General features: G+C 61.4%; 26 protein-coding genes, 1 tRNA gene, 1 pseudogene and 1 riboswitch. Of the genes and pseudogenes, 11 read left to right on the top strand and 17 right to left on the bottom strand.

The annotated features are described in order from the left end of the window. Positions 1–14: 14 nt before the first annotated feature. The 9 genes from RAK07_RS10265 to RAK07_RS10225 form a co-directional block, all read right to left on the bottom strand. Positions 15–1,253: an amidohydrolase family protein gene (locus RAK07_RS10265; RefSeq protein WP_305732737.1), complete on the bottom strand. Its 1,239-nt coding sequence runs from the start codon at positions 1,251–1,253 to the stop codon at positions 15–17. 87 nt (positions 1,254–1,340) lie between these two features. Next, positions 1,341–2,954: a pyridoxal-dependent aspartate 1-decarboxylase PanP gene (panP, locus tag RAK07_RS10260; RefSeq protein ID WP_305732736.1), complete on the bottom strand. Its 1,614-nt coding sequence runs from the start codon at positions 2,952–2,954 to the stop codon at positions 1,341–1,343. Continuing rightward, entirely contained in the window at positions 2,954–3,805 is an 852-nt protein-coding gene (gene panC / locus RAK07_RS10255) for a pantoate--beta-alanine ligase (protein WP_305732735.1), read from the bottom strand. The genes panP and panC overlap by 1 nt, the downstream gene beginning before the upstream one ends. Continuing rightward, the gene (panB, locus tag RAK07_RS10250; protein ID WP_305732734.1) at positions 3,802–4,602 is read right to left on the bottom strand and encodes a 3-methyl-2-oxobutanoate hydroxymethyltransferase; all 801 of its coding nucleotides are present in this window, start codon (positions 4,600–4,602) and stop codon (positions 3,802–3,804) included. Before panB ends, panC begins: the two co-directional genes overlap by 4 nt. Positions 4,603–4,845: 243 nt before the next feature. Further along, entirely contained in the window at positions 4,846–6,096 is a 1,251-nt protein-coding gene (locus RAK07_RS10245) for a hypothetical protein (protein WP_305732733.1), read from the bottom strand. A gap of 17 nt (positions 6,097–6,113) precedes the next feature. Further along, positions 6,114–6,455, bottom strand: coding sequence for a DUF190 domain-containing protein (locus tag RAK07_RS10240; RefSeq protein WP_305732732.1), 342 nt, complete (start codon positions 6,453–6,455; stop codon positions 6,114–6,116). A 12-nt stretch (positions 6,456–6,467) separates the two neighbouring features. After that, positions 6,468–6,845 carry a fluoride efflux transporter CrcB gene (gene crcB / locus RAK07_RS10235; RefSeq protein ID WP_305732731.1) on the bottom strand — a complete coding sequence of 126 codons (378 nt, stop codon included), beginning with the start codon at positions 6,843–6,845 and terminating at the stop codon, positions 6,468–6,470. 286 nt (positions 6,846–7,131) lie between these two features. Then, positions 7,132–7,371: a phage integrase central domain-containing protein gene (locus RAK07_RS10230; RefSeq protein ID WP_305732730.1), complete on the bottom strand. Its 240-nt coding sequence runs from the start codon at positions 7,369–7,371 to the stop codon at positions 7,132–7,134. Between the two features lie 122 nt (positions 7,372–7,493). After that, positions 7,494–7,570 (bottom strand) — tRNA-Met (locus RAK07_RS10225). A 98-nt stretch (positions 7,571–7,668) separates the two neighbouring features. Here RAK07_RS10225 and RAK07_RS10220 point away from each other — a divergent pair. Continuing rightward, positions 7,669–7,854, top strand: a complete 186-nt coding sequence (locus tag RAK07_RS10220) for a DUF4177 domain-containing protein (RefSeq protein WP_305732729.1) — start codon at positions 7,669–7,671, stop codon at positions 7,852–7,854. 14 nt (positions 7,855–7,868) lie between these two features. Here the strand turns inward: RAK07_RS10220 and RAK07_RS10215 are convergent, their stop codons facing one another. The 4 genes from RAK07_RS10215 to cobU all read right to left on the bottom strand — a co-directional run bounded on the left by RAK07_RS10215 (position 7,869) and on the right by cobU (position 12,058). Next, positions 7,869–8,912, bottom strand: coding sequence for a hotdog domain-containing protein (locus tag RAK07_RS10215; RefSeq protein ID WP_305732728.1), 1,044 nt, complete (start codon positions 8,910–8,912; stop codon positions 7,869–7,871). A gap of 61 nt (positions 8,913–8,973) precedes the next feature. Continuing rightward, entirely contained in the window at positions 8,974–10,284 is a 1,311-nt protein-coding gene (gene thiC / locus RAK07_RS10210) for a phosphomethylpyrimidine synthase ThiC (protein WP_305732727.1), read from the bottom strand. A gap of 154 nt (positions 10,285–10,438) precedes the next feature. Further along, positions 10,439–11,485 carry a nicotinate-nucleotide--dimethylbenzimidazole phosphoribosyltransferase gene (cobT, locus tag RAK07_RS10205; RefSeq protein ID WP_305732726.1) on the bottom strand — a complete coding sequence of 349 codons (1,047 nt, stop codon included), beginning with the start codon at positions 11,483–11,485 and terminating at the stop codon, positions 10,439–10,441. Positions 11,486–11,527: 42 nt separating this feature from the next. Continuing rightward, positions 11,528–12,058, bottom strand: coding sequence for a bifunctional adenosylcobinamide kinase/adenosylcobinamide-phosphate guanylyltransferase (gene cobU / locus RAK07_RS10200; protein ID WP_305732725.1), 531 nt, complete (start codon positions 12,056–12,058; stop codon positions 11,528–11,530). A gap of 311 nt (positions 12,059–12,369) precedes the next feature. Then, positions 12,370–12,500: riboswitch (cobalamin riboswitch) on the bottom strand. A gap of 93 nt (positions 12,501–12,593) precedes the next feature. Between cobU and RAK07_RS10195 the strand changes: the two genes are divergently transcribed. Next, positions 12,594–13,592, top strand: coding sequence for a YhdH/YhfP family quinone oxidoreductase (locus RAK07_RS10195; RefSeq protein WP_305732724.1), 999 nt, complete (start codon positions 12,594–12,596; stop codon positions 13,590–13,592). A gap of 63 nt (positions 13,593–13,655) precedes the next feature. On the opposite strand, the gene RAK07_RS10190 is transcribed toward RAK07_RS10195, so the two are convergent. After that, the gene (locus RAK07_RS10190) at positions 13,656–13,823 is read right to left on the bottom strand and encodes a hypothetical protein (protein WP_305732723.1); all 168 of its coding nucleotides are present in this window, start codon (positions 13,821–13,823) and stop codon (positions 13,656–13,658) included. A gap of 150 nt (positions 13,824–13,973) precedes the next feature. Here RAK07_RS10190 and RAK07_RS10185 point away from each other — a divergent pair, with 150 nt between their 5' ends. From RAK07_RS10185 to RAK07_RS10165, 5 genes are all read left to right on the top strand, one after another. Then, positions 13,974–14,462, top strand: a complete 489-nt coding sequence (locus RAK07_RS10185; RefSeq protein WP_374215760.1) for a PaaI family thioesterase — start codon at positions 13,974–13,976, stop codon at positions 14,460–14,462. Next, positions 14,459–14,944: a YchJ family protein gene (locus RAK07_RS10180; RefSeq protein ID WP_305732722.1), complete on the top strand. Its 486-nt coding sequence runs from the start codon at positions 14,459–14,461 to the stop codon at positions 14,942–14,944. The genes RAK07_RS10185 and RAK07_RS10180 overlap by 4 nt, the downstream gene beginning before the upstream one ends. 11 nt (positions 14,945–14,955) lie before the next feature. Then, entirely contained in the window at positions 14,956–15,558 is a 603-nt protein-coding gene (cobC, locus tag RAK07_RS10175; RefSeq protein ID WP_305732721.1) for an alpha-ribazole phosphatase, read from the top strand. Between the two features lie 205 nt (positions 15,559–15,763). Continuing rightward, positions 15,764–16,642, top strand: a complete 879-nt coding sequence (locus RAK07_RS10170; RefSeq protein WP_305732720.1) for a helix-turn-helix domain-containing protein — start codon at positions 15,764–15,766, stop codon at positions 16,640–16,642. A 101-nt stretch (positions 16,643–16,743) separates the two neighbouring features. Continuing rightward, positions 16,744–19,023, top strand: coding sequence for an OmcA/MtrC family decaheme c-type cytochrome (locus RAK07_RS10165; RefSeq protein WP_305732719.1), 2,280 nt, complete (start codon positions 16,744–16,746; stop codon positions 19,021–19,023). 112 nt (positions 19,024–19,135) lie between these two features. Here RAK07_RS10165 and RAK07_RS10160 read toward each other — a convergent pair. The 3 genes and pseudogenes from RAK07_RS10160 to RAK07_RS10150 form a co-directional block, all read right to left on the bottom strand. After that, positions 19,136–19,442 (bottom strand): annotated as a pseudogene (locus tag RAK07_RS10160) (transposase); the annotation flags it as partial. A 110-nt stretch (positions 19,443–19,552) separates the two neighbouring features. Beyond that, complete coding sequence (locus RAK07_RS10155; RefSeq protein WP_305732718.1) at positions 19,553–19,933, bottom strand: hypothetical protein; 381 nt, start codon at positions 19,931–19,933, stop codon at positions 19,553–19,555. 186 nt (positions 19,934–20,119) lie between these two features. Then, positions 20,120–21,370 carry an MFS transporter gene (locus RAK07_RS10150; RefSeq protein WP_305732717.1) on the bottom strand — a complete coding sequence of 417 codons (1,251 nt, stop codon included), beginning with the start codon at positions 21,368–21,370 and terminating at the stop codon, positions 20,120–20,122. A gap of 225 nt (positions 21,371–21,595) precedes the next feature. Here RAK07_RS10150 and RAK07_RS10145 point away from each other — a divergent pair, with 225 nt between their 5' ends. The 4 genes from RAK07_RS10145 to RAK07_RS10130 all read left to right on the top strand — a co-directional run bounded on the left by RAK07_RS10145 (position 21,596) and on the right by RAK07_RS10130 (position 24,877). Further along, a complete protein-coding gene (locus RAK07_RS10145) occupies positions 21,596–21,994 on the top strand; it encodes a ComEA family DNA-binding protein (RefSeq protein WP_305732716.1) in 399 nt (132 codons plus the stop codon). 136 nt (positions 21,995–22,130) lie between these two features. Next, the gene (gene hpnJ, locus RAK07_RS10140; protein ID WP_305732715.1) at positions 22,131–23,555 is read left to right on the top strand and encodes a hopanoid biosynthesis associated radical SAM protein HpnJ; all 1,425 of its coding nucleotides are present in this window, start codon (positions 22,131–22,133) and stop codon (positions 23,553–23,555) included. 22 nt (positions 23,556–23,577) lie between these two features. Continuing rightward, positions 23,578–24,444: a hopanoid biosynthesis-associated protein HpnK gene (gene hpnK / locus RAK07_RS10135; protein WP_305732714.1), complete on the top strand. Its 867-nt coding sequence runs from the start codon at positions 23,578–23,580 to the stop codon at positions 24,442–24,444. Then, positions 24,437–24,877, top strand: coding sequence for an EamA family transporter (locus RAK07_RS10130; RefSeq protein WP_305732713.1), 441 nt, complete (start codon positions 24,437–24,439; stop codon positions 24,875–24,877). The genes hpnK and RAK07_RS10130 overlap by 8 nt, the downstream gene beginning before the upstream one ends. Position 24,878: the final 1 nt, after the last annotated feature.

Genomic DNA, 24,878 nt, shown 5'->3' with positions numbered 1-24,878 from the left:
CCGTGCGCCGAAGCTCAGCGTTCCACGCCACCCACCAGCACCGCCTGCAGTTTCCCGTGGCTGAGCAGCCGCTGCACCGTGCAGGCGCCGTCCAGTTCCACCACCTGAAAATCGGCCCGCTTGCCCGGCTCAAGGGAGCCGACCGCATCGGCCAGCCCCAGCCCGGCGGCCCCGCCGCTGGTGGCCATGACCAGCAGGTCGTCGGGTGACAGTTCGCCGCGGTATATGTCCAAGGCAAAACGGATTTCATCCCACAGCGACAGCGAATCGTTGCTGGCCAGGGAATCGGTGCCCAGGCAGAGGGGAATGTCCAGTTTCCTGAACAGGTGCACCGGCGCGGTCCCCACGGCCAGCCGTTCGTTGCTGCGGGGGCAGAGGCAGATGGTCACCCCCCGTTCTTTCAGCAGGACCCCGTCGGCAGGGGTCAGATGCACGCAGTGCACCGCCAGGGTTTGCGGTCCCAGCAGACCGGCGGCATCAAAGAACCGGGCCGGCGTGGTGCGGCGGGGGGGCGGCAGGAAATCGCTCCAGCCCACCAGGGGGTAGAGCAGTTCGGCCAGGGGACCGGTGGAGTCGAACAGCAGCGTGTCTTCAGCCGTTGACTCGGCCAGATGCAGGGACAACGGGTACTCTCCCCGGCGGGCCGCTTCCGCAATGGCGGGAAGAACGGCCCCGTTCAGGGTATAGGGGGCATGGGGAGAAAGGCCGGGATGGTGCGATGCGTCAAAGGTTTTCAGGGCATCCAGCGCCTTCTGCAACCGCCCGGAAAAAAGTGACGTATCCTGTCCTATCAGCTCAAGATACAGCCTATTGGAGCCAGGCGCGCCCTGGTATGCCTGCAGCAGTTCAGGGCTCGTGATGATGTCGCCGACGCAGGTGGTGCCTGCCCACAGCGAGGTCTCGATACCGGCCTTCAGGGATGCCAGCACCTCCTCCGGCGCTACCCCCCGCCGCACCTTGACCATCTGCACCAGCCAATCCGCAAAGGTGCGGGGGTGATAGTCGAGCCCGCCCCGCAGGCGCCAGGCCGGAAAGTGGGTCAACTCCAGATGGATATGGGCGTTGACGAAGCCGGGCAGCAGCACGCAGCCGGGATAGTCGATCCGTTGGGCCGCACCGTAGCGGCTGGTCAGTTCCTCCGCCGTGCCCGTCTCCAGGATGCGCCCGTCCCGCACCGCCAGCGCACCGCCGGGGATCGGGGGTCGGCCGGGGTTGAACAGCCAGGAGGCGGTATGAAGAGTGATGGTGTTCATGGATATCAGCATAGCACGCTTCGGCCATAAAGAAAGCCCCTGAGGGCGGTACGCCATCAGGGGCCGATAGATGCATTCCGTACAGAGTTATCCAATCTGCTCCAGCAAGGCGTGAATTTCCGGCTGCCGGACAATCTCGCACTGTTCCTCCAGCACCGAGGCCAGGATTTCGTCCGTGGTCAGGGGGTTGGCCAGCACGCTGCGCAGCACGGTGATCTCGCCGCCGTAGCGGCTGATCCGCAGCCGGGTACGGGAGACAAAGGTCTTGCCCGCCTCCCGCTGGTATTTCTGCAGCAGTTGGCAGACCTGATCCAGCAGCCCGTTGATCCGGTCCCGCTCGTCCGGGTCGGCCTCGGCCAGGCGCTGTTGTACGGCTGCCGGGCAGTAGCGGTAGGTGAGGATGTTCAACTCCGGCCGGCTGGTCAGCTCAAAGTCGGGATGGCGGTCGATCAGGTCGGCAAAGGTACGGGCCCGTTCTATCCCCAGGTCGATGAGCAGTTCATACCCCTTGCGGCCGATGATGGAGAGACCGGCATGCACCAGCAGTGCCTTGCCGGGACGCGATCCTTCCAGGGTATGACTGCCCAGGTCCTTGGAGCCGTGGCGCAGGATGTAGGCGGCGTGGTGCTCGATGGCGGAGACGGCGGTGGGGTCCTTGAACACCACCATGCCGGCCCCCATCGGCACGTAGAGCTGCTTGTGGGCGTCGATGGTGACCGAGTCGGCCCGCTCGATACCGGCCAGAAGATGGCGATGGCGGTCGGAGAAGAGGGTCGGTCCGCCCCAGGCGGCATCCACGTGGAAGTGGCAGCCCAGCTCGGCCGCCAGGTCGGCCATGGCTCCCAACGGGTCCACGTTGCCGGTTTCGGTGGTGCCGGCGATCCCCACCAGGGCCAGGGGGCGGATGTTCCGATCCTGCAGGCGGCGGCACTCGTTGCGCAACGCCTGCAGGTCGATCCGGTTCTGCTCGTTGATCGGCACCCTGATCAGATGGTCGCGGCCGATCCCCAGCAGGTCGGCTGCCTTGCCCAGGGAGTAGTGTCCCCGCTCGGAGACCAGCACGGCGATGCCGTCAATGCCCCGGTGGCGCAGCGACCGGGCCAGCCCCTCCTGGGCAATGCCGCGGAACTCCCCTTCCGGTGCAAAGAGGCGGTTGCGGGCCACCCAGAGCGCCGTGATGTTGGCGATGGTGCCGCCGGAGCAGAAGGCCCCCAGGGCGGCCTGGCTGTTATGCATCCAAGGAGGGTAGAAGTCGTCGGGGCAGCGGTAGATCAGGTGGTGCAGCATGGCCAGCACCTGGCGTTCCATGGGGGTGAACGCCTTGGAGGTCTCCACCTTGACCAGGTTCTGGTTAAGCGCGGTCATGAGCCGCGCCAAGGGGAGCATGAAGTAGGGAAGCGCCGAGGTCATGTGCCCCACGAAGCCGGGGGCCGCAGTGTGCACCGACTGGGCCACCAGGTTCTCCTTGACGAACTCGGTGTAGTCGGAAACATAGGTCGGCTCTTCGGGGATGGCGCAGGAGGAGAAGCTGGCTTCGATCTCCTCCAGGGGGCGTTCGACGGCAACGATATGATTGCGCAGGAACCCGGCCACATCGTCGGTGATCGCGTGATCGATGCTGCCGAGGGTGGAGTCCGGGGCCTCCGGTACGGTGAAAATCCGGTAGAGGGTTTCCAGGGTAGCGCGGGCCTTGTTGGGCATCAGAGCTCCTCTCCCAGCACGGTGTTGTCGATGAGACGGGTGGAGCCGATCTTCACCGCCAGGGCCAGCAGGGTGCCGTTGATGGCCTGCGCAACCGGCTCCAGGGTGATGCCGTCCCGCAGTTCGAGGTAGTCGATCACCGCAGCGGAAGTCGCCCCGATCTGCGCACGGGCCGCCGTCAGCAGCAGCTCCGCCGAAGTTTCTCCCCGCTCGAACAGCTCGCGCACCGCCAGCAGTGCCCGGTAGAGGCAGAGGGCCTGCTGCCGTTCTTCCGGCGACAGGTAGCTGTTGCGCGACGACATAGCCAGGCCGTCCGGTTCCCGGACAATCGGCATGCCGATGATCTCCACCGGCAGGTTCAGGTCGGCCGTCATCCGCCGGATGACGGCAAGCTGCTGGAAATCCTTCTTACCGAACAAGGCGATATCCGGCTGCACGATGCCGAAGAGCTTGGTCACCACCACCGCCACACCGTTGAAATGGCCGGGGCGACTGGCCCCGCAGAGGGGGGCGGTGAGCGGCCCTAGAGAGACCGTGGTCTGGAAGCCGGGCGGGTACATCGCTGCGGCCGTTGGTGCAAAGACGATGTCCGTGCCGCAGGCTTCGGCCAAGGCGCAGTCTCCAGCCAGGTTGCGGGGGTAGCGGTCAAGGTCCTCGGTGGGGCCGAACTGGGTCGGGTTGACGAAGATGGAGAGCACCAGAACATCCCCCTGCCGCCGTCCTTCCCGCAACAGCGAGGCGTGTCCCTCGTGCAGAAAACCCATGGTAGGAACGAAGGAGATACGCTTCCCCTGTCGTCTGAGCGCCAGGGCGGTCTGCTGCATCTCCTGCACGTCATGGATCAACTTCATGTGAACGAGTGCTCCTCGGTGGGGAAGATACCATCTTTCACGTCTGACACATACTGTCGTGCCGCTTCGGTGATGAGCGGTGAGAGGTCGGCATAGCGCTTGACAAACTTGGGGGAATATTTCTCGCACAGGCCGAGAATGTCGTGGATCACCAGCACTTGGCCGGAGCAGTAGGGACCGGCACCGATGCCGATGGTGGGAATCTCCAGCATGTCGGTAATGCGGGCCGCCAGTTTTGCCGGAATTCCCTCCAGCACCACGGCAAAGGCACCGGCCTCCTGCACCGCCAGGGCATCCTCGACGATCCGCTCCGCCTGGTCCTTGCGCCCCTGCACCCGGTAGCCCCCCATGCGGTGCACCGACTGGGGGGTCAGCCCCACATGCCCCATCACCGGAATGTCCATCCCGGTCACGGAGCGGATGATCGGTGCCATGTTCACGCCACCTTCGATCTTGACCGCCTGGGCGCCCCCTTCCTGTAGCATCCGGCCGCAGTTCTTCAAGGCTTCGGCTTCACCGGCCTGGCAGGACATAAACGGCATGTCGGCCACCACCAGCGCCTTGGGCTTGGCGCGGACCACCGCCTTCACATGGTAGAGCAGCTCCTCCATGGTGACCGGCAGCGTATTCTCGTGGCCGGCAACCACCACACCGACGGAATCCCCCACCAGCAGGACATCGACCCCGGCACCGTCCAGCAGGCGGGCCGTGGGGTAGTCGTAGGCGGTCAGGACGGCGATTCTGTGTCCTTCCCGCTTCATCTGCAACAGTTCGGGTATGGTGACGTTCTTTTTCATCATCGCTCCAAACGAAAAAACGCACCATCTGTGCGGACGGTGCGTTCTATGGACAAACTGTCGGCGAAAGCGTGACAGTGTGGCGTTCTGTTGCCGTCCGTCCCGGTTCCATGGTGCAAATCCAGGCGGTATGTCGGTAGTGCTGAACGAGGTTTCCTGAGGATCGGCCCCGTTGCCAGTGGCCGTCATCAATTGCAGCAGCTTAACATACCGGTTCCGCCAAGTTCCAGCAGATTTTGCGGTTCAGAAGCCGAGTAGTCCCTTGAAACCGTCCAGCACTCCCCCAGCCGGTTTTTCGGGACGGGACGACGGTTCCTGACGCTCGTCGTCGCCATCGGAGCGCTTGGCCGGGCGGCGGCGCGCATCTTCCTGTTCCCCGTCGGCAGCCATGAGCGGCGAGGAGGCGGTGGACTTGAGTCGCACCTTCACCGACCACTGGGGATTCCAGGGCTGTTTCGGATCCTTCGGCCGCGGCGGATGCACAATATTCAACTCTTCTCCGTAGGCGATGAACTGGAGCATGACCCCCTCGACCTCGCCGAACACACCGGCTGGGATGGTACAGTTGGTGCGGCTGGCCGGCATGATGACCCGATCTTTCAGAAATCGTTGCACGTCGCCGTTGGTGAGGTAGCCCATCAGGCCGAAACCGGTTTCGGGAACGTCGCTGGCTGACCAGACAATGGTCTCTCCGGTTTTCTGGTTATGCCCCATGGCGGTGGCAAAGTAGGCACTGGCCGTGGGAATGGCCTTCCACTGGAACTGCCAGGCTCCGGCAGCGGTACGGTTCATGGTGGAAAATTCCACCGGCACCATGAAATCCCGTTTCTGGTCCAGGGCGAACGATATGTCCGGCAGGTAATTCCCCTTGACCTGGTGGCTGCCCAGAAGCGAGGCATCCTTGGGGATGTCCTGGCGATCATCGGCGTTGGGCCAATCGGCATAGGTCCAGCCTTTACGCGGCAGGGGCGGTGTCTGCGGACTGGCGCTGCGGCCGGCAAGGGCGCGACCGAACTCGGCCGGGGACATGGTGGCGGTATCGACCACCCGTGGCTGCCCCTTGGGCACGGTATCACCGCAGCCCCAGTAGATCAGCATCCGCACCTTGGGCTTTTCAATCTGTTCCGGCTTCTCCCGTTCGCCCCGTTCCGGCCGGTAGTCGGTTTTTTCCTGTACCGGCGTCACCAGGGGAAGACGCTCACCCATCTTTTGTCCCGGCGGGATCAGGTGGTCGGCCTTCGGCTCCTGCACCACCCGAGGGGTTTCAAGCTGCAGCAGCAGTTCCCGTCGCGGTCCGAAGGCCGCACCACGTCCGCCGAACCGAGCGGCCATGCCGGCCATCTGTTCCGACATGCCCGGTATGCTCTGGTTCGAGGTGGCAATGCTCATCCAGTAGTGGGGGTAGGGCGGATGCGGCTTCTCGGCGGCCATCACCGACGACGCCAGCAGCAGCAATGCTCCCGTTGACGACAGACAGACGAATCGTATGCTCATCTTCTCCCCCTCCCGGTTCATGGCTTCTTGTGGCTGTAACGGATGACCGTGGCCTTCTCCAGGGTGATCATGCCGCCGCTCATCATGGCATCGATCTGCGGCATGACGGCGCTGATCGCCTCCGGACTGTCCACCGCCTCGACGATAATCGGCAGGTCGGCGGAGAGATCCAGCAGCTTTTGAGTGTGAAAAATCCGATTGGCACCGAAACCGCAAATCCCCCGCACCACGGTGACGCCGGCAACTCCTTCGCACCGCAGCAGTTCCACCAGCGCCTCGTAGAGCGGCCGCTGACCGTGGCGATCCCCCTCGCCGATGAAAATCCGCATCAACTGCTGCTCGCCGATCAGTTTTGTCATGCCGAGCCTCCGTCAGGTGAGCGACCGCACCGTTACGATACCGAGCCAGGTGCAGAGGAGACAGATCAGCACGCTGACCAGCACATTGGCGAAGGCCGCCAGAAACTGCCCGTCCCGCAGCAGGGTGAAGGTTTCGTAGCTGAAGGTGGAAAAGGTGGTCAAGCCGCCCAGAAAGCCGACCGCGATCCCGACCCGCAACGTTTCGGGCAGCAGGGTGCCGCGCATTCCCAACTCCATGACCACGCCGATACAGAAGGCGCCGATCACGTTCACCGCCAGCGTCCCCCAGGGGAACTCCCGCCCCGCCAGGCTGTAGATCCAGCCGGAAAGATAGTACCGGGCCAGCCCGCCGCCGGCGCAGAACAGAGCTATGGTAACGGCGGTTCTCATCGTCTGAACTCTCCCGAGCCGAGTATACCAGAATATCCGCAGCTGTCGACGAAGCAGCGCTCCGAGGGACAACTTGACGAGAAAAAGGGGACAGGATAAGGCTATCCAATTGATTTCTTGGACAGAAACAGTTGGGCGCGAGCCACTGTCGTCCTCTGGTCTGCCTGGACAAACGAAGGCTCCGAAAACTGCCTTGTGTTCTGGTGAATTCGATAAATCACCAATAAACACGGTGAGATCAGAGCCGTGGCGCATTGTGGCACCGTCATGAGCCATGTTGTTCGTTTCAAGAGAATATGACGTTGAGCCCCTTTCCTGCAAGCATCACCTTGCTCAATGCGGCACGGATCGCGCCTTTCACGTCTGCCGTGCAGTCACGATCCGCCCGTCGTCCGTGGACGATGGCATGGCGCAGTACCTGAGCGATGATGGTCTTGACACGGTGGGCGGTTTCAAGCAATCCTCTCGCCTCGACTCGTTGCAGCGCCTTGAGCGGGTCCGGCGCCTTCACCTCTTCAAGGGGCATGGCGCCGATACGGATTCTGGATTCGGGTAGAGTAATACGGACAACGGCGGACAATAAAAAAGAAAAAGCCCTTGATTTCTCAAGGGCTTCTGTACTGCAACGGACTATGCCGGACTAAGTTTTGGTGGCTGCTCAGGGACTCGAACCCCGGACCGCACGCGTATGAAGCGTATGCTCTAACCAACTGAGCTAAGCAGCCATCTGGGTGGATGACAACCGGCTGAACTTCCGCCGGAAAGGAACTATCCATTTAGTGTATTTTTTATGTCGTGTCAATAAAAAAGCTGTGGGGTGACCATGCTGCAGTACAAGGTTGTCGAGCTGTCCAATGTGACGGAAGAGGCCATTGAAGAGGCGTTGAACGAGTGGACCGCCAAAGGCTGGCGGTTCGACGGCATGCAGTTCGCCATGCGGGAGAGCAGCCGGCGGCCGGCCATGGCGTTTCTGCTCTTTATCCGGGAGGAGCCGGCGGAAATATCCTGATCTCCGTCCATACTTCAGATCAGGGCGTAGTGCCCGGCCATGGCTCGGTGGCTGCGGTGTGCCGCCAGGTAGCGGGCATCCTCGGCATAGGTGGTGGGGTAGATGGGAGGCACCGGCTGGTGGCGCAGGTCGCTGTCCACGTTGACAAAGGTGAACAGGCAGGAGTTGGAGAGGGCCTTGCTGGTGCGGTCGCGGCTGACCCGCTCGATGCCGGCTTCGACGCAGATGAAGCTTTCGTCGGTGTAGACCACCCGGCAGGTGTAGTGCAGTTTGTCCCCCAGCCGGACCGGATGAAAGAAGTTGATCCGGTTGACCGCCGCAATGATCGGCCGGTTGGGGGCCACCAGCTCGGCGCAGATGGAGGAGAGTTCGTAGGCCCGGCGGATAATGTAGCCGCCGAAGATGCGGTGCGGCACGTACTCCTGCTCCGGGTACATCCGCTCCCAGGCATCCACCACCAGACGGTCAGCCTTGAGACCGCTGAAGCCGGGATCGTCCTGGGCCAGGTGCAGCCGTTGCAAAAGCTCGTACTCCTCGCGGCTGGGGGGCTCCTTCAGGGCAGCCTGCTGCTGGCGGTACAGTTCCCGCTCCTTCAGGGCCTTCTCGGCCCGGCGCTGCTCCAGCTCGTCCCGATACTCAAGCGGGGGCAGCACGCGGCTTTCTTCCGCCGCCTCGCCACCCCGGGCCACCATGGTGAAGTAGCAGGAGGCGATATGGGTGGGCGGGTTGCCGGCATGCTCCACCCGCATCCCCACCACCATGGAGGAGCGTCCCACCTGGTTGATCCGGGCATCGATCTGGATGTCCCGGTCGATATCCACCACATGACGGACAATGATGTTGTCGATGGCGGCGGTGACCACCTTGGCGTCGGGGTGGATGCTGCGGGCGTACCCCAGGGCGGCCTGCTCCGCCATGATGTCCAGATCTTCCAGCAACAGGCCGAAGCGGAAGTTGCCGGCAACCGGTTCATCGACAACCATGTAGCGCCGGCGGGCCTTCAGGTCGTCGGTCAGGGGCAGGGTCCGATGCAGGGATGTTTCAACGGGAGTGGTCATGGCGTTCCTTCGGCTGCGGGATCGTGGCAGAGTATGATACCAGCGGCCGGGTACCCTGTCATCAGGCTTTGTCGCCCCGCAGGTCGGCGGCAAACAGTTTGCCCGCCCCCCGGGAGGCGCAGAAGTCGCCGCACATGGTGCAGGTGGCCTCATCCTCCGGGGTGCGGCCGGCCCGGATGGCCCGGGCATCCTCCGGGAACAGGGCCAACTCGAACTGCTTCTGCCAGTCCAGGTCGCGGCGGGCCTTGGACATCTCCTTGTCCCGCTGCCGCATCCGTTCCGGGTATTTGTTCATGTCCCCAATATAGGCGGCGATGCGGGCTGCCTTGACCCCGTCCCGCACGTCCTGCTCCGTGGGCAGGGCCAGGTGCTCAGCCGGGGTGATGTAGCAGATCAGGTCGGCCCCGAAGCGGCTGGACTGGGCCGCGCCGATGGCGGCGGTGATGTGGTCGAAGCCGGGAGCCACGTCGGTGGGGATCGGCCCCAGCATGTAGTAGGGGGCGTTGCCGCTCATCCGCTTCTGCAGCTTGATATTCCCCTCGATCTCATCCAGCGGCACATGGCCCGGTCCCTCCACCAGCATCTGGCAGCCCATCTCCCGCCCCAGCTCGGCCAGTTCGCAGTTGAAAAGCAGCTCCTGAATCTGGGCCCGGTCCGATGAATCGTGGATCGCCCCGGCCCGCAGGCCGTTCCCCAGCGACAGTACCGTGTCATACTTTTTCAGGATGGCCGCCACCCGGTCAAACTGCTCATAGAGCGGGTTTTCCCGGTTGTTGGCCAGCATCCAGGCCACCATGGAGACTCCCCCCTTGCTGACCAGGCCGCCGTAGCGGTAGCCCTGCTTTTTCAGGCGTTCAATGGTGCAGAAGTTGATGCCGCAGTGCACCGCCATGAAGGCCATGCCGTCGGCACACTGGCGCTCGATCAGGTCGAACAGCTCCTCCGGGTCAAGCCGGTTGGGATCGCCGTATTTGCGGGCCGCTTCGCAGAACGCCTGGTAGAGCGGCACATTGCCCACCGGCAGGTCAACGGCGGCGATCACCTCCTGCCGCACCCGGTCCAGGTCGCCGCCCACCGACAGTTCCATCAGGGTGTCGGCCCCGGTTTCCTGGGCAGCCAGAGCCTTTCTGACTTCAGCGGCATAATCGATGATGTCGGAGGAGGTGCCGATGGAGGCGTTCACCTTGGTGCGCAACCCCGCGCCGATGCCGGCCACCCGCGCCGGCTTGCGGTTGTGGTTCCAGGGGATGACGATGGTGCCGGCAGCCACGCCGCTGCGGACCTGCTCGGCGCAGACCCCTTCGTTGTCCGCCACCTGCTGCATCTGGGGGGTAACGATCCCCTCGCGGGCCTGCTCAAGCTGGGTTTTCATGGACGCTCCATTAACACATTGTTAACAAACGTAAGGTTGTTCAGAAATAGTCAGATCGTCGCACCCGCAAAAAGCCCCACGGAGGCGTAGCAGCGCTACACCGCACACAGGGGCTTTTGAGGACGGCGGCGAGATGGCTGTTTTCAACAACCGCTTAATGGCCGGTGACGCCGGCCTGTTCAAACGTCGCCATCTCGGCCAGGATCTTTACTCCGGCTTCCAGAAGCGGCATGGCCAGGGCTCCGCCGGTCCCTTCCCCCAGGCGCAGGTCCAGATTCAGGATCGGCCGGATGCCGATCCGCTCCAGCATGAAGCGATGTCCCACCTCCACCGATTCGTGGGCCGCAAAGAGGTACTCTTTCACATGGGGGGTGAGTTCACTGGCGATGAGCGCCCCGGCGGTGGAGATGAAGCCGTCCGCGATCACCGGAATCCGGTTGGCGGCGCAGCCCAGCACCAGCCCGGCAATGGCCGCGATTTCCAGGCCGCCCACCTTCTGCAGCACCTCCAGGGGGTCGGCCGGGTCCGGCCGGTTCAGCTCCAGCCCGTTCCCGATGGCAGTGATTTTGACCCGCAGTGCCTCGTCGCCGATGCCGGTGCCGCGGTGGGTCACCTGTTCCGGCGTGAAGCCGCCGATGGCGGCGATGATGGCCGAGGAGGGGCTGGTGTTGCCGATCCCCATCTCGCCGGTTCCCACCAGGCCGATCCCTTCGGCCTTGCACTGGTCGGCCAGCCTGATGCCCACGACAAGGGCCGCCGCCAGTTCGTCACGGGTCATGGCCGGTCCCCTGGCAAAGTTGCGGGTGCCCCGGGCCACCTTGGCATGGATCAGCCCCGGACAGTCACCGAAGTCGTGGTCAACCCCCACATCCACCACCCGCACCTCGGCCCCGGCATGGCGGGCCAGCACGTTGACCCCGGCCCCGCCCCGCAGGAAGTTCAGCACCATCTGGGCCGTCACCTCCCGGGGATAGAGGGATACCCCTTCCTCGGTGATGCCGTGGTCCGCGGCAAAGGTGAAGATTACCTTTTTTGCAAGGTCCGGCGTGTCGCTGCCGTGGATGGCGCAGATGCGGCAGGCGAACTCCTCCAGCCGTCCCAGGGAGCCCAGGGGCTTGGTCTTGTTGTCCAGGCGGGCCTGGATGCTGGCGAGAAATGCTGCATCAAGGGGAGTAATGGCTGAAAGGGTGGAAGTAAGCATGGGAGTCTCCTCGTGGGGCTGTGGTAATGGGGCAGGGCAGCGTTACTTCAGTTTGAGCGGCAAGCCGCTGATCACGACCTGCACCTCATCGGCGGCAGCAGCCAGCAGTTGATTGGCCCGGCCGGCCAGGTCGCGGAACAGGCGGGCCAGCCGGTTCTCCGGCACGATTCCCGATCCCACCTCGTTGGTCACCAGAATCACCGGGGTGGTCATCCGGCGCAGCTGTTCCGTCAGGTCGCGAACCAGGGCAATGATCTGCTCCTCGGCATCGGGCTCCTGCTCACGGGCCAGCAGCAGGTTGGTCAGCCAGAGGGTCACGCAGTCCACCAGGATTACCCGGCAGCCGCCGTCCAGCCGGGTCAGGGTAGAGGCCAGCTGCAGCGGCTCCTCCACGGTCTGCCAGCCATCGTTCCGCCGTTTCCGGTGCCGTTCGATCCGCTCTTGCATCTCCTTGTCCCAGGCTTGGGCCGTGGCCAGATAACAGCGGGGAGCGCCGTGGGAGAGGGCCAGGTGTTCCGCGAAGCCGCTTTTGCCGCTGCGGGCGCCGCCGGTGACGAGGATAATGCGTGACATGGGTGCTCCTGTTTCCCCTGCCGGATCACGGATGGGATCAGCGCAGCTATCGCCGTGAGGCGGCAGGGGGCTGAAATGAAAAGCCCCTGCTCCGACAACCGGAACAGGGGCACGAAAACCATGTATGAAATCACCACGGCTTTGGCCCCTCTTTCCACGGAGGTTCCGCACCAAAGCCTTGAAAAACTACTGCGGAGGCCGTCTACTTCGTTGCGTGGTGCTCGCTTCCTCGACTACCTGGCATGGTATGTCTCAGTCGCTGCGCTCCATGCGCCTCGTATCCGGCCTTCCTCATCACGTTTTCAAGTCTTCGGTAAAGCATGCATCGGGCAGGCATTCCGGCTTCAGGAAACAGTTCCTGTTACGGCTGCGGGACAGCGGAGGATTTGCACCTCCTTCCCCTGGTCCGACGCGAATAGTGACCCGTTGTAGCAATGGGGTCCGCAAATGTCAAACTGATTGACGGATACAGCCGGCGAGCTCTATCGTAGGCACAGGCAATACCGACGTTTGCCGGATACGGGGGGAAGAAACCATGGAATCCACCAGCTTCACAGCCCTGATCGTTGAAGAGACCGCTCCCAAACAGTTCAGCCGCCGGATCGGCCGGCGTGCGGTTGCCGACCTGCCGTCCGGAGAGGTGCTGATCCGGGTGGCCTGGTCCTCCCTCAACTACAAGGATGCCCTGTCCGCCACCGGCAATCCCGGGGTCACCAAAAACTTTCCTCACACCCCCGGCATCGACGCCGCCGGCACGGTGGCCGCCTGCAGCGACGGCAGCTTCCCGGTGGGGGCGGAGGTGCTGGTCACCGGCTACGACCTGGGGATGAACACCAGCGGCGGCTTTGGCCAGTATATCCGGGTACCGTCCGCCTGGGTGGTGCCGCTGCCGGATGGGCTTTCGCTGCGGGAAAGCATGGCGCTGGGCACCGCCGGGTTCACCGCGGCCCTGTCGGTGCTGAAACTGGTGGCAGGCGGCGTGACTCCGGACCAGGGGGATATCCTGGTCACCGGCGCCAGCGGCGGGGTGGGCAGCATCGCCGTTGCCTTGCTGGCCAAAGCCGGGTACCGGGTCACCGCCGCCACCGGAAAAATGGCGGAGGAGGAGTTGCTGAAAGGGCTGGGGGCTGCTGCGGTGATCCACCGCGACGAGTTGTTGCAGGGGGCCGAGCGGCCGCTTCTGAAGGAGCGGTGGGCCGGGGTGGTGGATGTGGTGGGGGGCACCACCCTGAGTGCGACCCTCAAGTCCACCCGCTACGGCGGTACCGTCACCTGCTGCGGCCTGGTGGCATCGGCGGAACTGAACGTCACTGTGTTTCCCTTTATCCTGCGGGGGGTGAGCCTTCTGGGGATCGATTCGGTGCAGTGCCCCATGGCACCGCGCCGCCAGGTCTGGCAGCGGCTGGCCACGGACTGGAAGCTGGACAACCTGGGGGCTGCGGTGCACGAGGTCGGCCTTGACGGGCTGGAGGAGGCGATACGTGCCATGCTGGCCGGCGGCGCCCGGGGGCGCACCGTGGTGAAACTGCCTTGAGTCCTGAACGGACAACGGCCCGGAAAAAGTTCCGGGCCGTTTCTCGTTCGGGGCACGCAGGGACTATTTCGTCCGGCCTTTGCGTCCCAGCATCATCTTGCCGTGATGGGTGATGACATGAACATTATGGTTGGGCATACGCCGGATCATGGCTTCGTGCCGGGCGATCATCGGCATCATCGTCATGCGCCGCGGCATGTGGGGCATCGTCATCATCGTCATTCCTTTCATGACCGCCACCTCCTCTCATGGAGTCTGCCAGCACATTAAGTATAGCATAGTCGGCACCGAACCGTTCCCCCTTTATTCGCAGCACGCAGTCTGCTATGCTGCACCGTCCGCGGCACACCGGGGACGATTTTTTTTGAAGGAGACGATTCAGTGACGGCATCATCCGAAGAACATGCAGCCGGTGCGGCAGTTGACCTGAGCGGCGCACCGGACTGGACCCTTTTCGATGCCCCCTCCCTGGTGGGGGATTCCCTCCGGTTCGTATCGGGACAGCCGGACGGCGACCGTTTCCGGGTCCGGTACTTCCGCGACGCCGAGCAGCACCTGCACGCCCGCATCTGGTTCGGTCCCGAGACCGAGGGGCCTCCCGGTCACGCCCACGGCGGCGCCGTGGCGGCGGTGATGGACGAGGGCCTGGGGCTGGCCGCCTGGGCCGCCGGCTACGCCATTGTGGTGGGGAACCTCAACATCAGCTTCCGGGCCATGCTGCCCATTCAGAAGGTCGTTACCCTGGAGAGCCGGGTGGTATCGGTTGAAGGGCGCAAAATCATGGTGCACGGCCGCCTGTTCTGCGGCGACACCCTGTTTGCCGAGGGGCAGTGCCTCTGCATCACCATCAAGAAGGAGAATCAGTCATGAGCAGCTGTCCCTGCGGCAGCGGCAGCAGCTACACCGATTGCTGCCTGCCGATCATCAAAAACCTCCGCCCCGCCGAAACGGCGGAAGCGCTGATGCGGGCCCGCTATGCGGCCTACGCCACCACCGAGATGGACTTTGTCTTCGAAAGCACCCATCCCGACCATCGCCAGAACTACGACCATGACGGCACCAGGGCCTGGGCCGAAAGCTCTGAGTGGCTGGGGCTGCAGATCGTGGCCACCGACAAGGGGGGACCCACGGACGACGTCGGTCAGGTTGAATTCATCGCCCGCTTCCGGGAGCAGGGGGGTGCCGCACGGGCCCATCACGAGAACAGCCGGTTTCTCAGGCAGGACGGCCGCTGGTACTTTGCGGACGGCGTGATGGTCAAGAACCAGCCGATCATCGTCAGCAAGGTGGGCCGCAACGATCCCTGTACCTGCGGCAGTGGGCTGAAGTACAAGAAATGCTGCGGTAAGTAAGCGAGGAACCTATGACCCCGTCCACCCGCATCTACCTGATCCGCCACGGCCAGGTGGAAGGACATGAAGAGCGCCGCTACAACGGCCAGACCGACGTTGCCCTCACCGACCTGGGGGTTGAGCAGTACCATCAATTGAAAGACCGCCTGAGCGACAGCCGTATCTCCGCCTGCTACTCCAGCGACCTGACCCGCTGCCGCACCGGCGCGGAGATCATCTGCGGGCAGTTCGCCATTCAGCCGGTGTTCCGCCCCGAACTGCGGGAGCTGAACATCGGCATCTGGGAGGGGCTGACCTGGCAGGAGATTCAGAGCCGCTGGCCCGAGGAATGGCAGGCCCGCCTGAACGATCTGGTGAACTACCGGGTGACCCAGGGGGAAAACCTGCTGGATGTGGATGCGCGGGTGATGCCGGTGGTGCGGGAGGTGGTGGAGCGCCACCGGGGGCAGGAGATCCTGCTGGTGGGGCATGGCGGGGTGAACCGGGTGATCCTACTCCATGCCATCGGCGCACCGCTGGTGAACATGTTCAACATCGAGCAGAACTACGGCTGCCTGAACATCATCGACTACTACCCGGATGGGCGGGCCACGGTGAAACTGCTGAACGGCTGACGGCTTTGGCCAACACTCCGTCGATCCCGACCTGAAGATCGGTATTCATAGTGCATTCCCCGATCCGCTGCCGCAGGGAGCTTCTTTTTTATTTTGTGTCCTTTCTCGCAGTATTACGACGAGTGGTGTTGTAAATAACTGATTTTGCTTGCTTTGTTTGCGTTGTCTGAAGGAGCCTCTTCACATTCTATGAGGCGTTTGCTACATGTTTTACATGGACCGTGCAACCGATATATCTGACCCGCACATCGTAATTAAGTTTGAGGAAATGTGCGACCAGTTTCATTTTTTTGAATTGGACAAGGAGTTGGCAACAGAATTAAACCTCAATGTCAAATCACCCCACCGGCATTCATATCATGAGATTATCTGGGTGCGGCAAGGGTCCGCTGAACATCTGCTTGACGGGGATATCATCGAACATCCTGCCCAGACGCTGCTTGTCATTCCCCAAGGCCGCGTCCACCGACTTTTTCCGGCTCCCGATTGCCTCGGATGTACCATCAGATTCAAGGAAGAGTTTCTGCCTAACGAATCACATCTACTGTTCTCCCCCTTTGCCGGACATACGGCCTTACATTTAAACACCGAACAGTCGTCCGGCATAGAAAGCTACTTTTCTTTAATATCTTCAGAATGTAAATCTGCCGACCCGTATCATCTACAAGCTCTCCGGCACTTGCTTGCTGCTTTCATCGTCAAACTTGAAGAACTGCGGCTGCTGCACTCCGATATAGTGCCCCACGATTTCACCCGCACCCTCGGTATCTGGAACAGTCTCAATCTGCTCATCGAGAAAAAGTTTAAGTCCGAACATACCGTTAGCTTCTATGCAACTCAGTTAGGGCTTTCGCCCCGTAAAATAGGAGATGTCGTCAAGCTTTACACCGGGAAATGCCTTTCCGATGTTATTGACGAGCGCCTGATCGCTGAAGCCAAAAGACTCCTCCTTTATTCAAACTTCACGATCAAGGAAATCGCCTTTGAGCTCGGGTTTGAAGAACACTCCTACTTCACAAAAGTGTTTAAGAAACTTACCGGTAAAACCCCTTCCGCCTTCAAATCAATTTCCACATCTGCATAAAATTACCAGTCAAAAACCTGTAGTTATTACCGCCTGCCCGTAAATCAGAGCATAGTAGTGACATGCGTAAAACTACTTAAGGAATGCGAAGGGAGATGTGCATGTGGATTGGATCTAAGAGTTTTCTGTGTTTGGTGGCGTCCGCTGCATTGCTGCTGGGCGGTTGCTCAGACGGTAAAGATGGCGCAAGCGGAAAAGACGGCAAGGATGCCGGTGCTACGATCTCGGTAGCAGCCTTAACACCGACAGAGTGGTCGAATCTCTCATTTGACCAAGACAGTGGCATAATCGGTGTTCCCACCATCAACAGCCCGCCGGTGGTCAAGTTCAAGGTGACAGCAAACGGTAAACCGGTAACGGGCATACCGATCGCCAATATGAGCTTCGCCATAGCCAAGCTGGTGCCGGCCAAAGACGGAGTTCCCAGCCAGTGGATCAATTACAACGTCATTGCAGCCGACCAGAAATCCGGTAAATATCCCAGCGTGGAACGAGACGGAAAACTGGTTGACAACGGTGATGGCACCTATGAGTACACCTTCAAGCTTGACATCAAAACCGTTAAGGGGCTTGCCGACGCACTTGTCGATTCTGGAGACAAGCGGAAAGCCGATCTGGGTGACCTGTCATATGATCCAAACCTGACCCACCGTCTTGTCGTGGCCGTTTCCAGCAGACTTGCCAACACTGACTGGGCAGATGCGTTAAAAACTCCTTACGAACGGGTGATTGACTTCATCCCCGCCACCGGCAAGGTGGTGACAGATGCGGACAGCCGACGTGACATTGTTACGAAAGAGTCCTGTTATGAATGTCACAGCGGCACCACACGCTTTGCAGCTCACCATGCTACCCGTCAGGATCCCAGATACTGCGTGGTTTGCCACAACGAGCAGATCAAGTATGGCTTAAAAGAAGCAGCAGTGGATGCCAATGGTAATTATGACGGCAAGAACACCAACATCATCAACGGTTTTGCAGTTGGCAGCTTCACCACGTTTATTCACAAGATCCATATGGGTACCAAGTTGTCAAAAACCGGCTATAACTTCGAAGATGCGGCTGTCAATGTTCCGGCCATGAATTTCGAGAAGGTCAAGTACCCCCAGGACATCAGAAACTGCGCCAAGTGTCATTCCAAGGGCGCCGCAACGCCGCAGGGCGACAACTGGACAACCACCCCCAGCCGCGCAACCTGCGGTTCATGCCATGACGGTATCAACTGGGCGACCGGCGCCGGTCACGTTGGCGGTTCTGCTTCCAGCGATCAGGCCTGTGCCCTCTGCCACAAGGCTGCAGACATCGTCAACGTCCACCCTGCCAAACTGCCGGCAACCACTGATGCAACCAAGCGCACCATGCAGTCAACCATCACCAGTGTAAAAATTGATGATGTAACCGGCAAAGTTACCGCATTCTTCACGGTAACCAATAATGATCAGCCCGTGACCACTCTGGAGGGGTTTGTCGATAAAACTTCAGGCGGCGGCCCCTATCCTCAGTTTACGCTGGTCAAGCTGGTCAAGGGGGCCAACGGTGCAACCAAATGGGTAAGCTACACCAACCGTTTCCGTACCAAGCAGGCTGGCTCAGCTCCCGTGCTGCAGGCAACTGCCGACACAGCCGGTACCTATGCCATTGTTGATGCTGCCAAAGGTCAGTTCAGCTACACCTTTGAGCTGAACAACAGCAGTGTGCCGGGCAATATCAAAATGCCTCTTACGACAGCAAACGTTGATCCAAGATCCACCTCTGTTGGATATAGTGGAGCTATGACGCTTCCGTTACCTGCTGCCTATGCGGCAAATTTTACTACCTTTGATGCAACCAAAACCCACCGCGTGACCATGGCGCTCGCTGGCGCTAAGATGAAAAAGGCCGCTTTCCTGGACTTCGTGCCCAATGGAGCAAAAGTAACGGAAACCCGCAACATTGTCAGCATGGATACCTGCAACAAATGCCATGCCGGTAAACTGATGCACCGCGGTTATGATATCGAGCTTTGCGTAACCTGCCACACCGCCGATACCAGCGACAACGGCAACTACAACGGCAGTGCAGTCAACGACAGTGCAAGTTTTGAGTATGTGATTCACAAAATACATCAGAACACATCCAGCCCTGGTTCCTACATCTTAAATCAGGTTCAGTTTGGAGGTGTTGTCTTCCCGGCCAACGCCAACAACTGTCAAGCCTGCCATGTTGAAGGAACCGGAGCACCGGCTAATGCTGCCAACTGGCGTACAACACCTACCGCCAACGCTTGCATCACCTGTCATGACGGCAGCCACGCACAAGCGCACGCTAACCTGAATGTTAACGCCTGCATGACCTGCCACAGCAGCGGAAGATCTGCTGCGGCTGATGTAGCGCACCAGTAGTTTGTATAACATCTGCGCCGACCAGGCCCTGTGCCTGGTCGGCGCAGATGGAGAATTCTTGCCGCCTGCACCCCCAGGCGGCTTTTTTTGACAAACATCGAGCAGAACTACCGGAACGGACCGGATTGAGGTGCAGGTAGCGCACAAGTTCCAGCAGATACTCATCGGCATCGACCAGAACCGCCTTGTACCTTCCCTGAAAGAGGTGCCCTGATTTTCCCTGTCGCCAGTTAACCCAACGGGTGTAGTGGAAGGTGAGGTTTTGCATGATGCGTGACAACGGAACGTCGGCCACCTGAAGCAGCAGATGAATCTTGATTCGTCATCAGGCAGAACGCATGAACGCGGTGGCGGTAACGCTGCGCGTCGTCGCAGAAGATGTCCTGCCTTACGTTACCTCGCAGGATTACGTGGTACACCGAGGAGCGGATACCGGTACGGCCCTGGGGGCACTGGTGGCAGCCAAAGCAAAACGGCCCGTTGCGCAGGCAACGGGCCGTCTGATTTCAACAATCACGCAAACGCGGGGTTAGTTGCTTTCCTGGGCAGCGCCGCCTTCCAGGAACTCCTGCTGGGCCTTCATGGCCGCCTGCATCTGGGTCAACTGCTCCCCCAGCCAGGCGTGGATCATGGCGGCGGTCTGGAAGTTCATGGTGACGCCGCTTTCGATGAAACGGACCATCAGGCTGTTCAGGTTCTTGGGGTCGGACTCGGTCAGGGCGCCGATGCCGCCTTCCGGGGTGATTTCATGGGTCAGTTCCTTGGGCAGGGCCGGCCGCTCCTGGTAGAAGTTCATGACCAGCTCGCCGCGGGGAGTGAAGCCCCCCTGGACGCCGTTGGTGTACACGGGATTGTAGTTGTAGTTGTAGATGTAGTTGAAGGTGATTTCCGGTTTGCGTTGATGACTCATGTCTGCTGGTTCCTCTCCGTGTGATGTCTTTGAAAAGGGTGCTGAAAAACAGCCGTCTGCCTTCCGGTGGATGCGACGATCCGACTATTGTTGAGCAACCTCAGGCTTTCAATAACCTGTCAAAAGCGGTGTAGTTGTATAGCATGGCAGCCCCGCCGTCGGCAAGGGGCAAGCGCACGGCCCGGCCTAGAGAAATTCCTCGAAATAATCCAGATCCTTATGAAAGGTTTCCTCCAGGCGCCACAGGGAGAAGAGCGCAATGGCCAGGCTCAGCACCCCCACCATGATCGCTCCCTGCTGCAGGCCGAACTGGTTGCGCAGCGCCAGGAAGAGGGTGGTGATCGGCACGGTCATGCCGCGCACGAAGTTGGGAACCGAGGTGGCCACGGTGGCCCGCAGGTTGGTGCCGAACTGCTCGGCGGCAATGGTGACGAAGACGGCCCAGTAGCCGATGCCGAAGCCCAGCAGGCCGCAGATGGCGTAGAAGGTGGCTTCGGAAACGCCGCTGGCGGTGAAGTAGATCCCCACCGCCGCCACGGTCAGCAGCAGAAAGAGCAGCACCACTTTCTTGCGGCTGCGCAGCAGCTGGCTTAACAGGCCGCTCATCAGGTCGCCGGCCACCAGGCCGATGTAGCAGTACATCACGGCATTGCCGGCGGAGATGGTTCCCTGCACCCCCAGCATCCGGGCGAATTCCGGGGAAAAGGTGATCAGCACCCCCACCACGAACCAAGAGGGAAGGCCGATCATGATGGCGTGGTAGAACCGTCCGAAGCGGTCGCGGCTGGTGAAGAGGGAGAGAAAACTCCCCTTGCGCAGCCGGGCCTGGCTCTCCATGCCGCGGAACATGCCGGACTCGGCCACCCCGAAGCGCAGGGCCAGCAGCAACAGCCCCAGGATGCCGCCGATGATGAAGGCGGTGCGCCAGTCGTAGGACTTGGCGATGACGTTGGCCAGGATGGCGCCGGAGACCCCCACCGAGGCGACGATCATGGTGCCGTAGCCCCGCACGTTTTTGTGCAGCACCTCGCTGACCAGGGTGATGCCGGCCCCCAGTTCGCCGGCCAGACCGATGCCGGCAATGAAGCGCAGGGTGGCGTAGGCTTCGATGGAGCTGACCATGCCGTTGGCAAGGTTGGCCACCGAGTAGAGGAAGATGGAGCCGAACATGATCTTGAGCCGCCCCTTGCGGTCACCCAGTACCCCCCAGATGATGCCGCCGATCAGCATGCCGGCCATCTGCATGTTGAGCAGGAAGACCCCCTGGTCCACCAGCTCCTGGCCGGTCAGTCCCAGGGCCTTCAGGCTGGGCACCCGCACGATGCTGAACAGCACCAGGTCGTAGATGTCGACAAAATAGCCCAGGGCCGCCACGATAACCGGCAGGCTGAATACCGTCCGCAGGGTGCTCCCGTTCGACGGCTGCACTGTTTCCATGCGTCTCCTCCTCGCGGTTCCATCTCATTTCGGATGGCAGAAAACACCAGAAGTCCGGCGTTGTCAAGGATGGCGTGTCCCGTTTGGAGGCCATGGCGGTTCCCGTGGGTAACGGTGTGATGCCATTGACGATTTCGTCTCCATTCGTTGATTGACAGCAGCCGGTTTCCCCTGCTAAAACTGCACCCCGGCATGCTCAACCAACCCCGTACGGAGGTAGCTCCCATGAAACAGATTGTGACCAGACTCTGCTGCGCCGCCTGTGCCCTGCTGTTGTCCGCCGCCCTTGCCGTTGCCGCGGAGCCGGCCAAGCCGGCCGCAAAACCTGCCACACCGGCTGCGTCCAAGGTTGAACCGGCCAAGGCGGCGGAGGCCAAAAAGGGAGAAAAACAGGAGCCGGTGGACATCAACAGTGCCTCGGATGCGGAGTTGAAGGCGATCCCCGGCCTGGGCGACGCCTATATCGCCAAGATCGTGGTTAACCGCCCCTACGCCAACAAGGCGCAACTGGTCTCCCGCAAGGTGATTCCGGAGCCGGTCTACGAGAAGATCAAGGACCGGATCATCGCCAAGCAGGTGAAGAAAGACGACAAGGCCGTGAAGCCCGATCCCAAAAAGAAATAGCCCCGGCTCTGCCGGTAACCTATCACAGGGGACAGCCTGCCGGCTGTCCCTTTTTTTATGGTCATTCGGCAGGGTTCTTGACATTCCCATCACATACACCTATTCTGATTTTTTGACGAACAATCAAGGAGTTGTGATGAAACCGCTTTTTCTGAATCCCCCCACCTTCGACGACTTTGACGGCGGCGCCGGTGCCCGCTACCAGGCTTCCCGGGAGGTGACCTCCTTCTGGTATCCCACCTGGCTCTGTTTTCCCGCCGGTATGATCGAGGGGGCGCGGGTGGTCGACGCGCCGGTGCAAAAGCTTGACCTGAACGCCTGTCTGGAGATTGCCCGAAATTTCGATATGGTGGTGATGTACACCTCCACCCCCACCCTGGCCATTGACATTGAAACTGCCCGCCGGATCAAGGAGGCGAAGCCCGGGATCGTCACCGTGCTGACCGGTCCCCATGTCACCATCCTGCCGGAGGAGTCGCTGAAAGCGGGCAAGGGGGCCATCGACATCGTCTGCCGCGGCGAGTTCGATTACTCAACCAAAGAGCTGTGCGAAGGGCGGGAGTGGGAGCGGGTTGACGGCATCAGCTTCATCCGGGACGGCAAAACCGTCCACACCCCGGACCGCCCCCCCATCGAGGATCTGGACGCCCTGCCGTTCGTGGCGCCGGTCTATCGTCGGGATTTGCCGATTGCCGAATATGTCATCCCCCACTTCAAGAGTCCCTACGTCTCCATCTACTCCAGCCGCGGCTGCCCCTCCAAGTGCATCTACTGCCTCTGGCCCCAGACCTTCTCCGGCCAGCGGATGCGTACCCGCAGCCCGCAGAATGTGTACGAGGAGGTGAAGTGGATCGTGGACAACATCCCGGAGATGCGGGAGCTGTCCTTTGACGACGACACCTTTACCGCCAACCGGGAGCATGCCCGCCAAGTGGCCACCCTGCTCAAGCCGCTGGGAATCTCCTGGACCATCAACGCCCGGGCCAACTGCGACTACGAGACCCTGAAGATCATGCGGGAGGCCGGCCTGCGCCACGTGGTGGTAGGGTACGAGACCGGCAGCGAGCAGATCCTGAAGAACATCAAGAAGGGGGTCACCAAGGAGCAGGCGATCAAGTTTACCAGGGACTGCAAGCGCCTGGGCCTGTCGGTGCACGGCGCCTTCATCATGGGGCTGCCGGGGGAGACCCGGGACACCATCCGCGAAACCATCGAGTACGCCAAGCAGCTCGACCTCAATTCCATCCAGGCTTCCCTGGCCTCCCCCTATCCCGGCACCGAGTTCTACGCCATGGCGAAGGAACAGGGCTGGATTGCTTCCGACGACTTCATCGACGATACTGGCCACCAGAAGTGCGTGATCAACTACCCGCACCTCTCCAACGCCGAAATTTTCAACTCGGTGGAGGAGTTCTACGACAAGTTCTACTTCCGTCCCAAGTACATCCTGCGCAGCATCGGCAAGATGATCGTGGACGGCGAGGAGCGGCGCAAGCTGATCAGGGAAGGCCGTCAGTACCTCGACTATATGCGCAAGCGGCGCAACCAGGCGGCATGCTGAGTACCTCTTCGGGCAGGGGCCTGTGAGGCGTCTGGTTGTCAATGCCGACGATTTCGGGCTGTCCTCCGGCGTCAACCGGGCGGTGGAGACCGCCTGGCGGGAGGGTATCCTGACCCAGGCTTCGCTCATGGCCGGCGGCGGAGCCTTTGACGAAGCGGTGGAGATCGCCCGGCGCAATCCCGACCTGCAGGTGGGGCTGCACCTGACCTTGGTGCAGGGCAGGCCGGTGTTGCCCCCGGAACAGATACCTGGCCTGCTGGGCGCTGACGGCTGTTTTCCGGACAACCCGGTGGCGGTCGGCATGCGGCTTTTTTTTGATTGCAGCATCCGCAAGCAGCTCCGGGCCGAAATCGAGGCCCAGATCCTGAAAATCAAGGAAACCGGCCTCCCGCTCTCCCACATCGACGGACACCTGAACATCCAGATGCACCCCACGGTTTTCGCGCTGCTGCAGGAACTGATGCCTCTGCACGGCATCACCAGCTTCAGAATCACCCGTGAGCGGCTGCTCCGCAATCTGGCCCATGACCGCAGCCGGGTAGCGGGCAAGGCGGTAGAACGACTGGTTTTCGGGGCGCTCTCCAGCAATGCGCAGCCCAACTTACAGCGCCTGAACATCGTCTGCGCAGCAGAGGTCAAGGGACTACTCAATTCGGGCCGGATGACGGAAAGCTATCTGCTGGCCATACTGGAGCAGCTAAATCCGGGGCTGACGGAAATCTACTTTCATCCCGGTTGCCTGCCGGACGAGGAGATCAGTCGCCGGATGCCGGAGTACCGGCACGAGGACGAACTGAGGGCGCTTGTCAGCCCCCGGGTGCGGCAGCGGCTGCGGGAACTGGATATTACCCTATGCAATTATCGGAGCGAGGAAAAACGCGATGCTTAAAACCGTTGTGATCATGCTGCTGGCCGTCACCGCCGGTACGGTGGGGGACATCCTGCTGGCCAAGGGGATGAAGCAGCTGGGGGACTTGTCGGCCATGAACCTGCGTGGCATCCTGGAGGTGGCCTTGCGGGCCATGACCGAGTGGAAGATCGTGGTGGGCACCGCCATGCTGGCGCTCTTCTTTTTCCTCTGGCTGGCGGTGCTTTCCTGGGAAGACCTGTCGGTGGCCTTGCCGATGCAGGCGCTCAACTACGTGCTGGTGGCGATCCTGGCCAAGTATTTGCTGCATGAACAGATATCGCCGCTGCGCTGGGCCGGCATCACCCTGGTCTGTGTCGGCGTGATCATGATTACCAAGAGCAGCACCGCGGACAAGAAGGAAGAGACTGCGGTGACGGCAGCGCCTCGGATCGAGGCAAACGGAGGGGTGTGAG

This window comes from Trichlorobacter ammonificans (genome assembly GCF_933509905.1).
GTDB classification, from domain to species: domain Bacteria; phylum Desulfobacterota; class Desulfuromonadia; order Geobacterales; family Pseudopelobacteraceae; genus Trichlorobacter; species Trichlorobacter ammonificans.
This window is presented reverse-complemented; position numbering and strand designations above follow the sequence as displayed.

Bases quoted from the DNA above. Each gene is read 5' to 3' on its own strand.
- RAK07_RS10265 (WP_305732737.1), bottom strand. From the start codon at position 1,253: ATGAACACCATCACTCTTCATACCGCCTCCTGGCTGTTCAACCCCGGC.
- panP (WP_305732736.1), bottom strand. From the start codon at position 2,954: ATGCCCAACAAGGCCCGCGCTACCCTGGAAACCCTCTACCGGATTTTC.
- panC (WP_305732735.1), bottom strand. From the start codon at position 3,805: ATGAAGTTGATCCATGACGTGCAGGAGATGCAGCAGACCGCCCTGGCG.
- panB (WP_305732734.1), bottom strand. From the start codon at position 4,602: ATGAAAAAGAACGTCACCATACCCGAACTGTTGCAGATGAAGCGGGAA.
- RAK07_RS10245 (WP_305732733.1), bottom strand. From the start codon at position 6,096: ATGAGCATACGATTCGTCTGTCTGTCGTCAACGGGAGCATTGCTGCTG.
- RAK07_RS10240 (WP_305732732.1), bottom strand. From the start codon at position 6,455: ATGACAAAACTGATCGGCGAGCAGCAGTTGATGCGGATTTTCATCGGC.
- crcB (WP_305732731.1), bottom strand. From the start codon at position 6,845: ATGAGAACCGCCGTTACCATAGCTCTGTTCTGCGCCGGCGGCGGGCTG.
- RAK07_RS10230 (WP_305732730.1), bottom strand. From the start codon at position 7,371: ATGCCCCTTGAAGAGGTGAAGGCGCCGGACCCGCTCAAGGCGCTGCAA.
- RAK07_RS10220 (WP_305732729.1), top strand. From the start codon at position 7,669: ATGCTGCAGTACAAGGTTGTCGAGCTGTCCAATGTGACGGAAGAGGCC.
- RAK07_RS10215 (WP_305732728.1), bottom strand. From the start codon at position 8,912: ATGACCACTCCCGTTGAAACATCCCTGCATCGGACCCTGCCCCTGACC.
- thiC (WP_305732727.1), bottom strand. From the start codon at position 10,284: ATGAAAACCCAGCTTGAGCAGGCCCGCGAGGGGATCGTTACCCCCCAG.
- cobT (WP_305732726.1), bottom strand. From the start codon at position 11,485: ATGCTTACTTCCACCCTTTCAGCCATTACTCCCCTTGATGCAGCATTT.
- cobU (WP_305732725.1), bottom strand. From the start codon at position 12,058: ATGTCACGCATTATCCTCGTCACCGGCGGCGCCCGCAGCGGCAAAAGC.
- RAK07_RS10195 (WP_305732724.1), top strand. From the start codon at position 12,594: ATGGAATCCACCAGCTTCACAGCCCTGATCGTTGAAGAGACCGCTCCC.
- RAK07_RS10190 (WP_305732723.1), bottom strand. From the start codon at position 13,823: ATGAAAGGAATGACGATGATGACGATGCCCCACATGCCGCGGCGCATG.
- RAK07_RS10180 (WP_305732722.1), top strand. From the start codon at position 14,459: ATGAGCAGCTGTCCCTGCGGCAGCGGCAGCAGCTACACCGATTGCTGC.
- cobC (WP_305732721.1), top strand. From the start codon at position 14,956: ATGACCCCGTCCACCCGCATCTACCTGATCCGCCACGGCCAGGTGGAA.
- RAK07_RS10170 (WP_305732720.1), top strand. From the start codon at position 15,764: ATGTTTTACATGGACCGTGCAACCGATATATCTGACCCGCACATCGTA.
- RAK07_RS10165 (WP_305732719.1), top strand. From the start codon at position 16,744: ATGTGGATTGGATCTAAGAGTTTTCTGTGTTTGGTGGCGTCCGCTGCA.
- RAK07_RS10155 (WP_305732718.1), bottom strand. From the start codon at position 19,933: ATGAGTCATCAACGCAAACCGGAAATCACCTTCAACTACATCTACAAC.
- RAK07_RS10150 (WP_305732717.1), bottom strand. From the start codon at position 21,370: ATGGAAACAGTGCAGCCGTCGAACGGGAGCACCCTGCGGACGGTATTC.
- RAK07_RS10145 (WP_305732716.1), top strand. From the start codon at position 21,596: ATGAAACAGATTGTGACCAGACTCTGCTGCGCCGCCTGTGCCCTGCTG.
- hpnJ (WP_305732715.1), top strand. From the start codon at position 22,131: ATGAAACCGCTTTTTCTGAATCCCCCCACCTTCGACGACTTTGACGGC.
- RAK07_RS10130 (WP_305732713.1), top strand. From the start codon at position 24,437: ATGCTTAAAACCGTTGTGATCATGCTGCTGGCCGTCACCGCCGGTACG.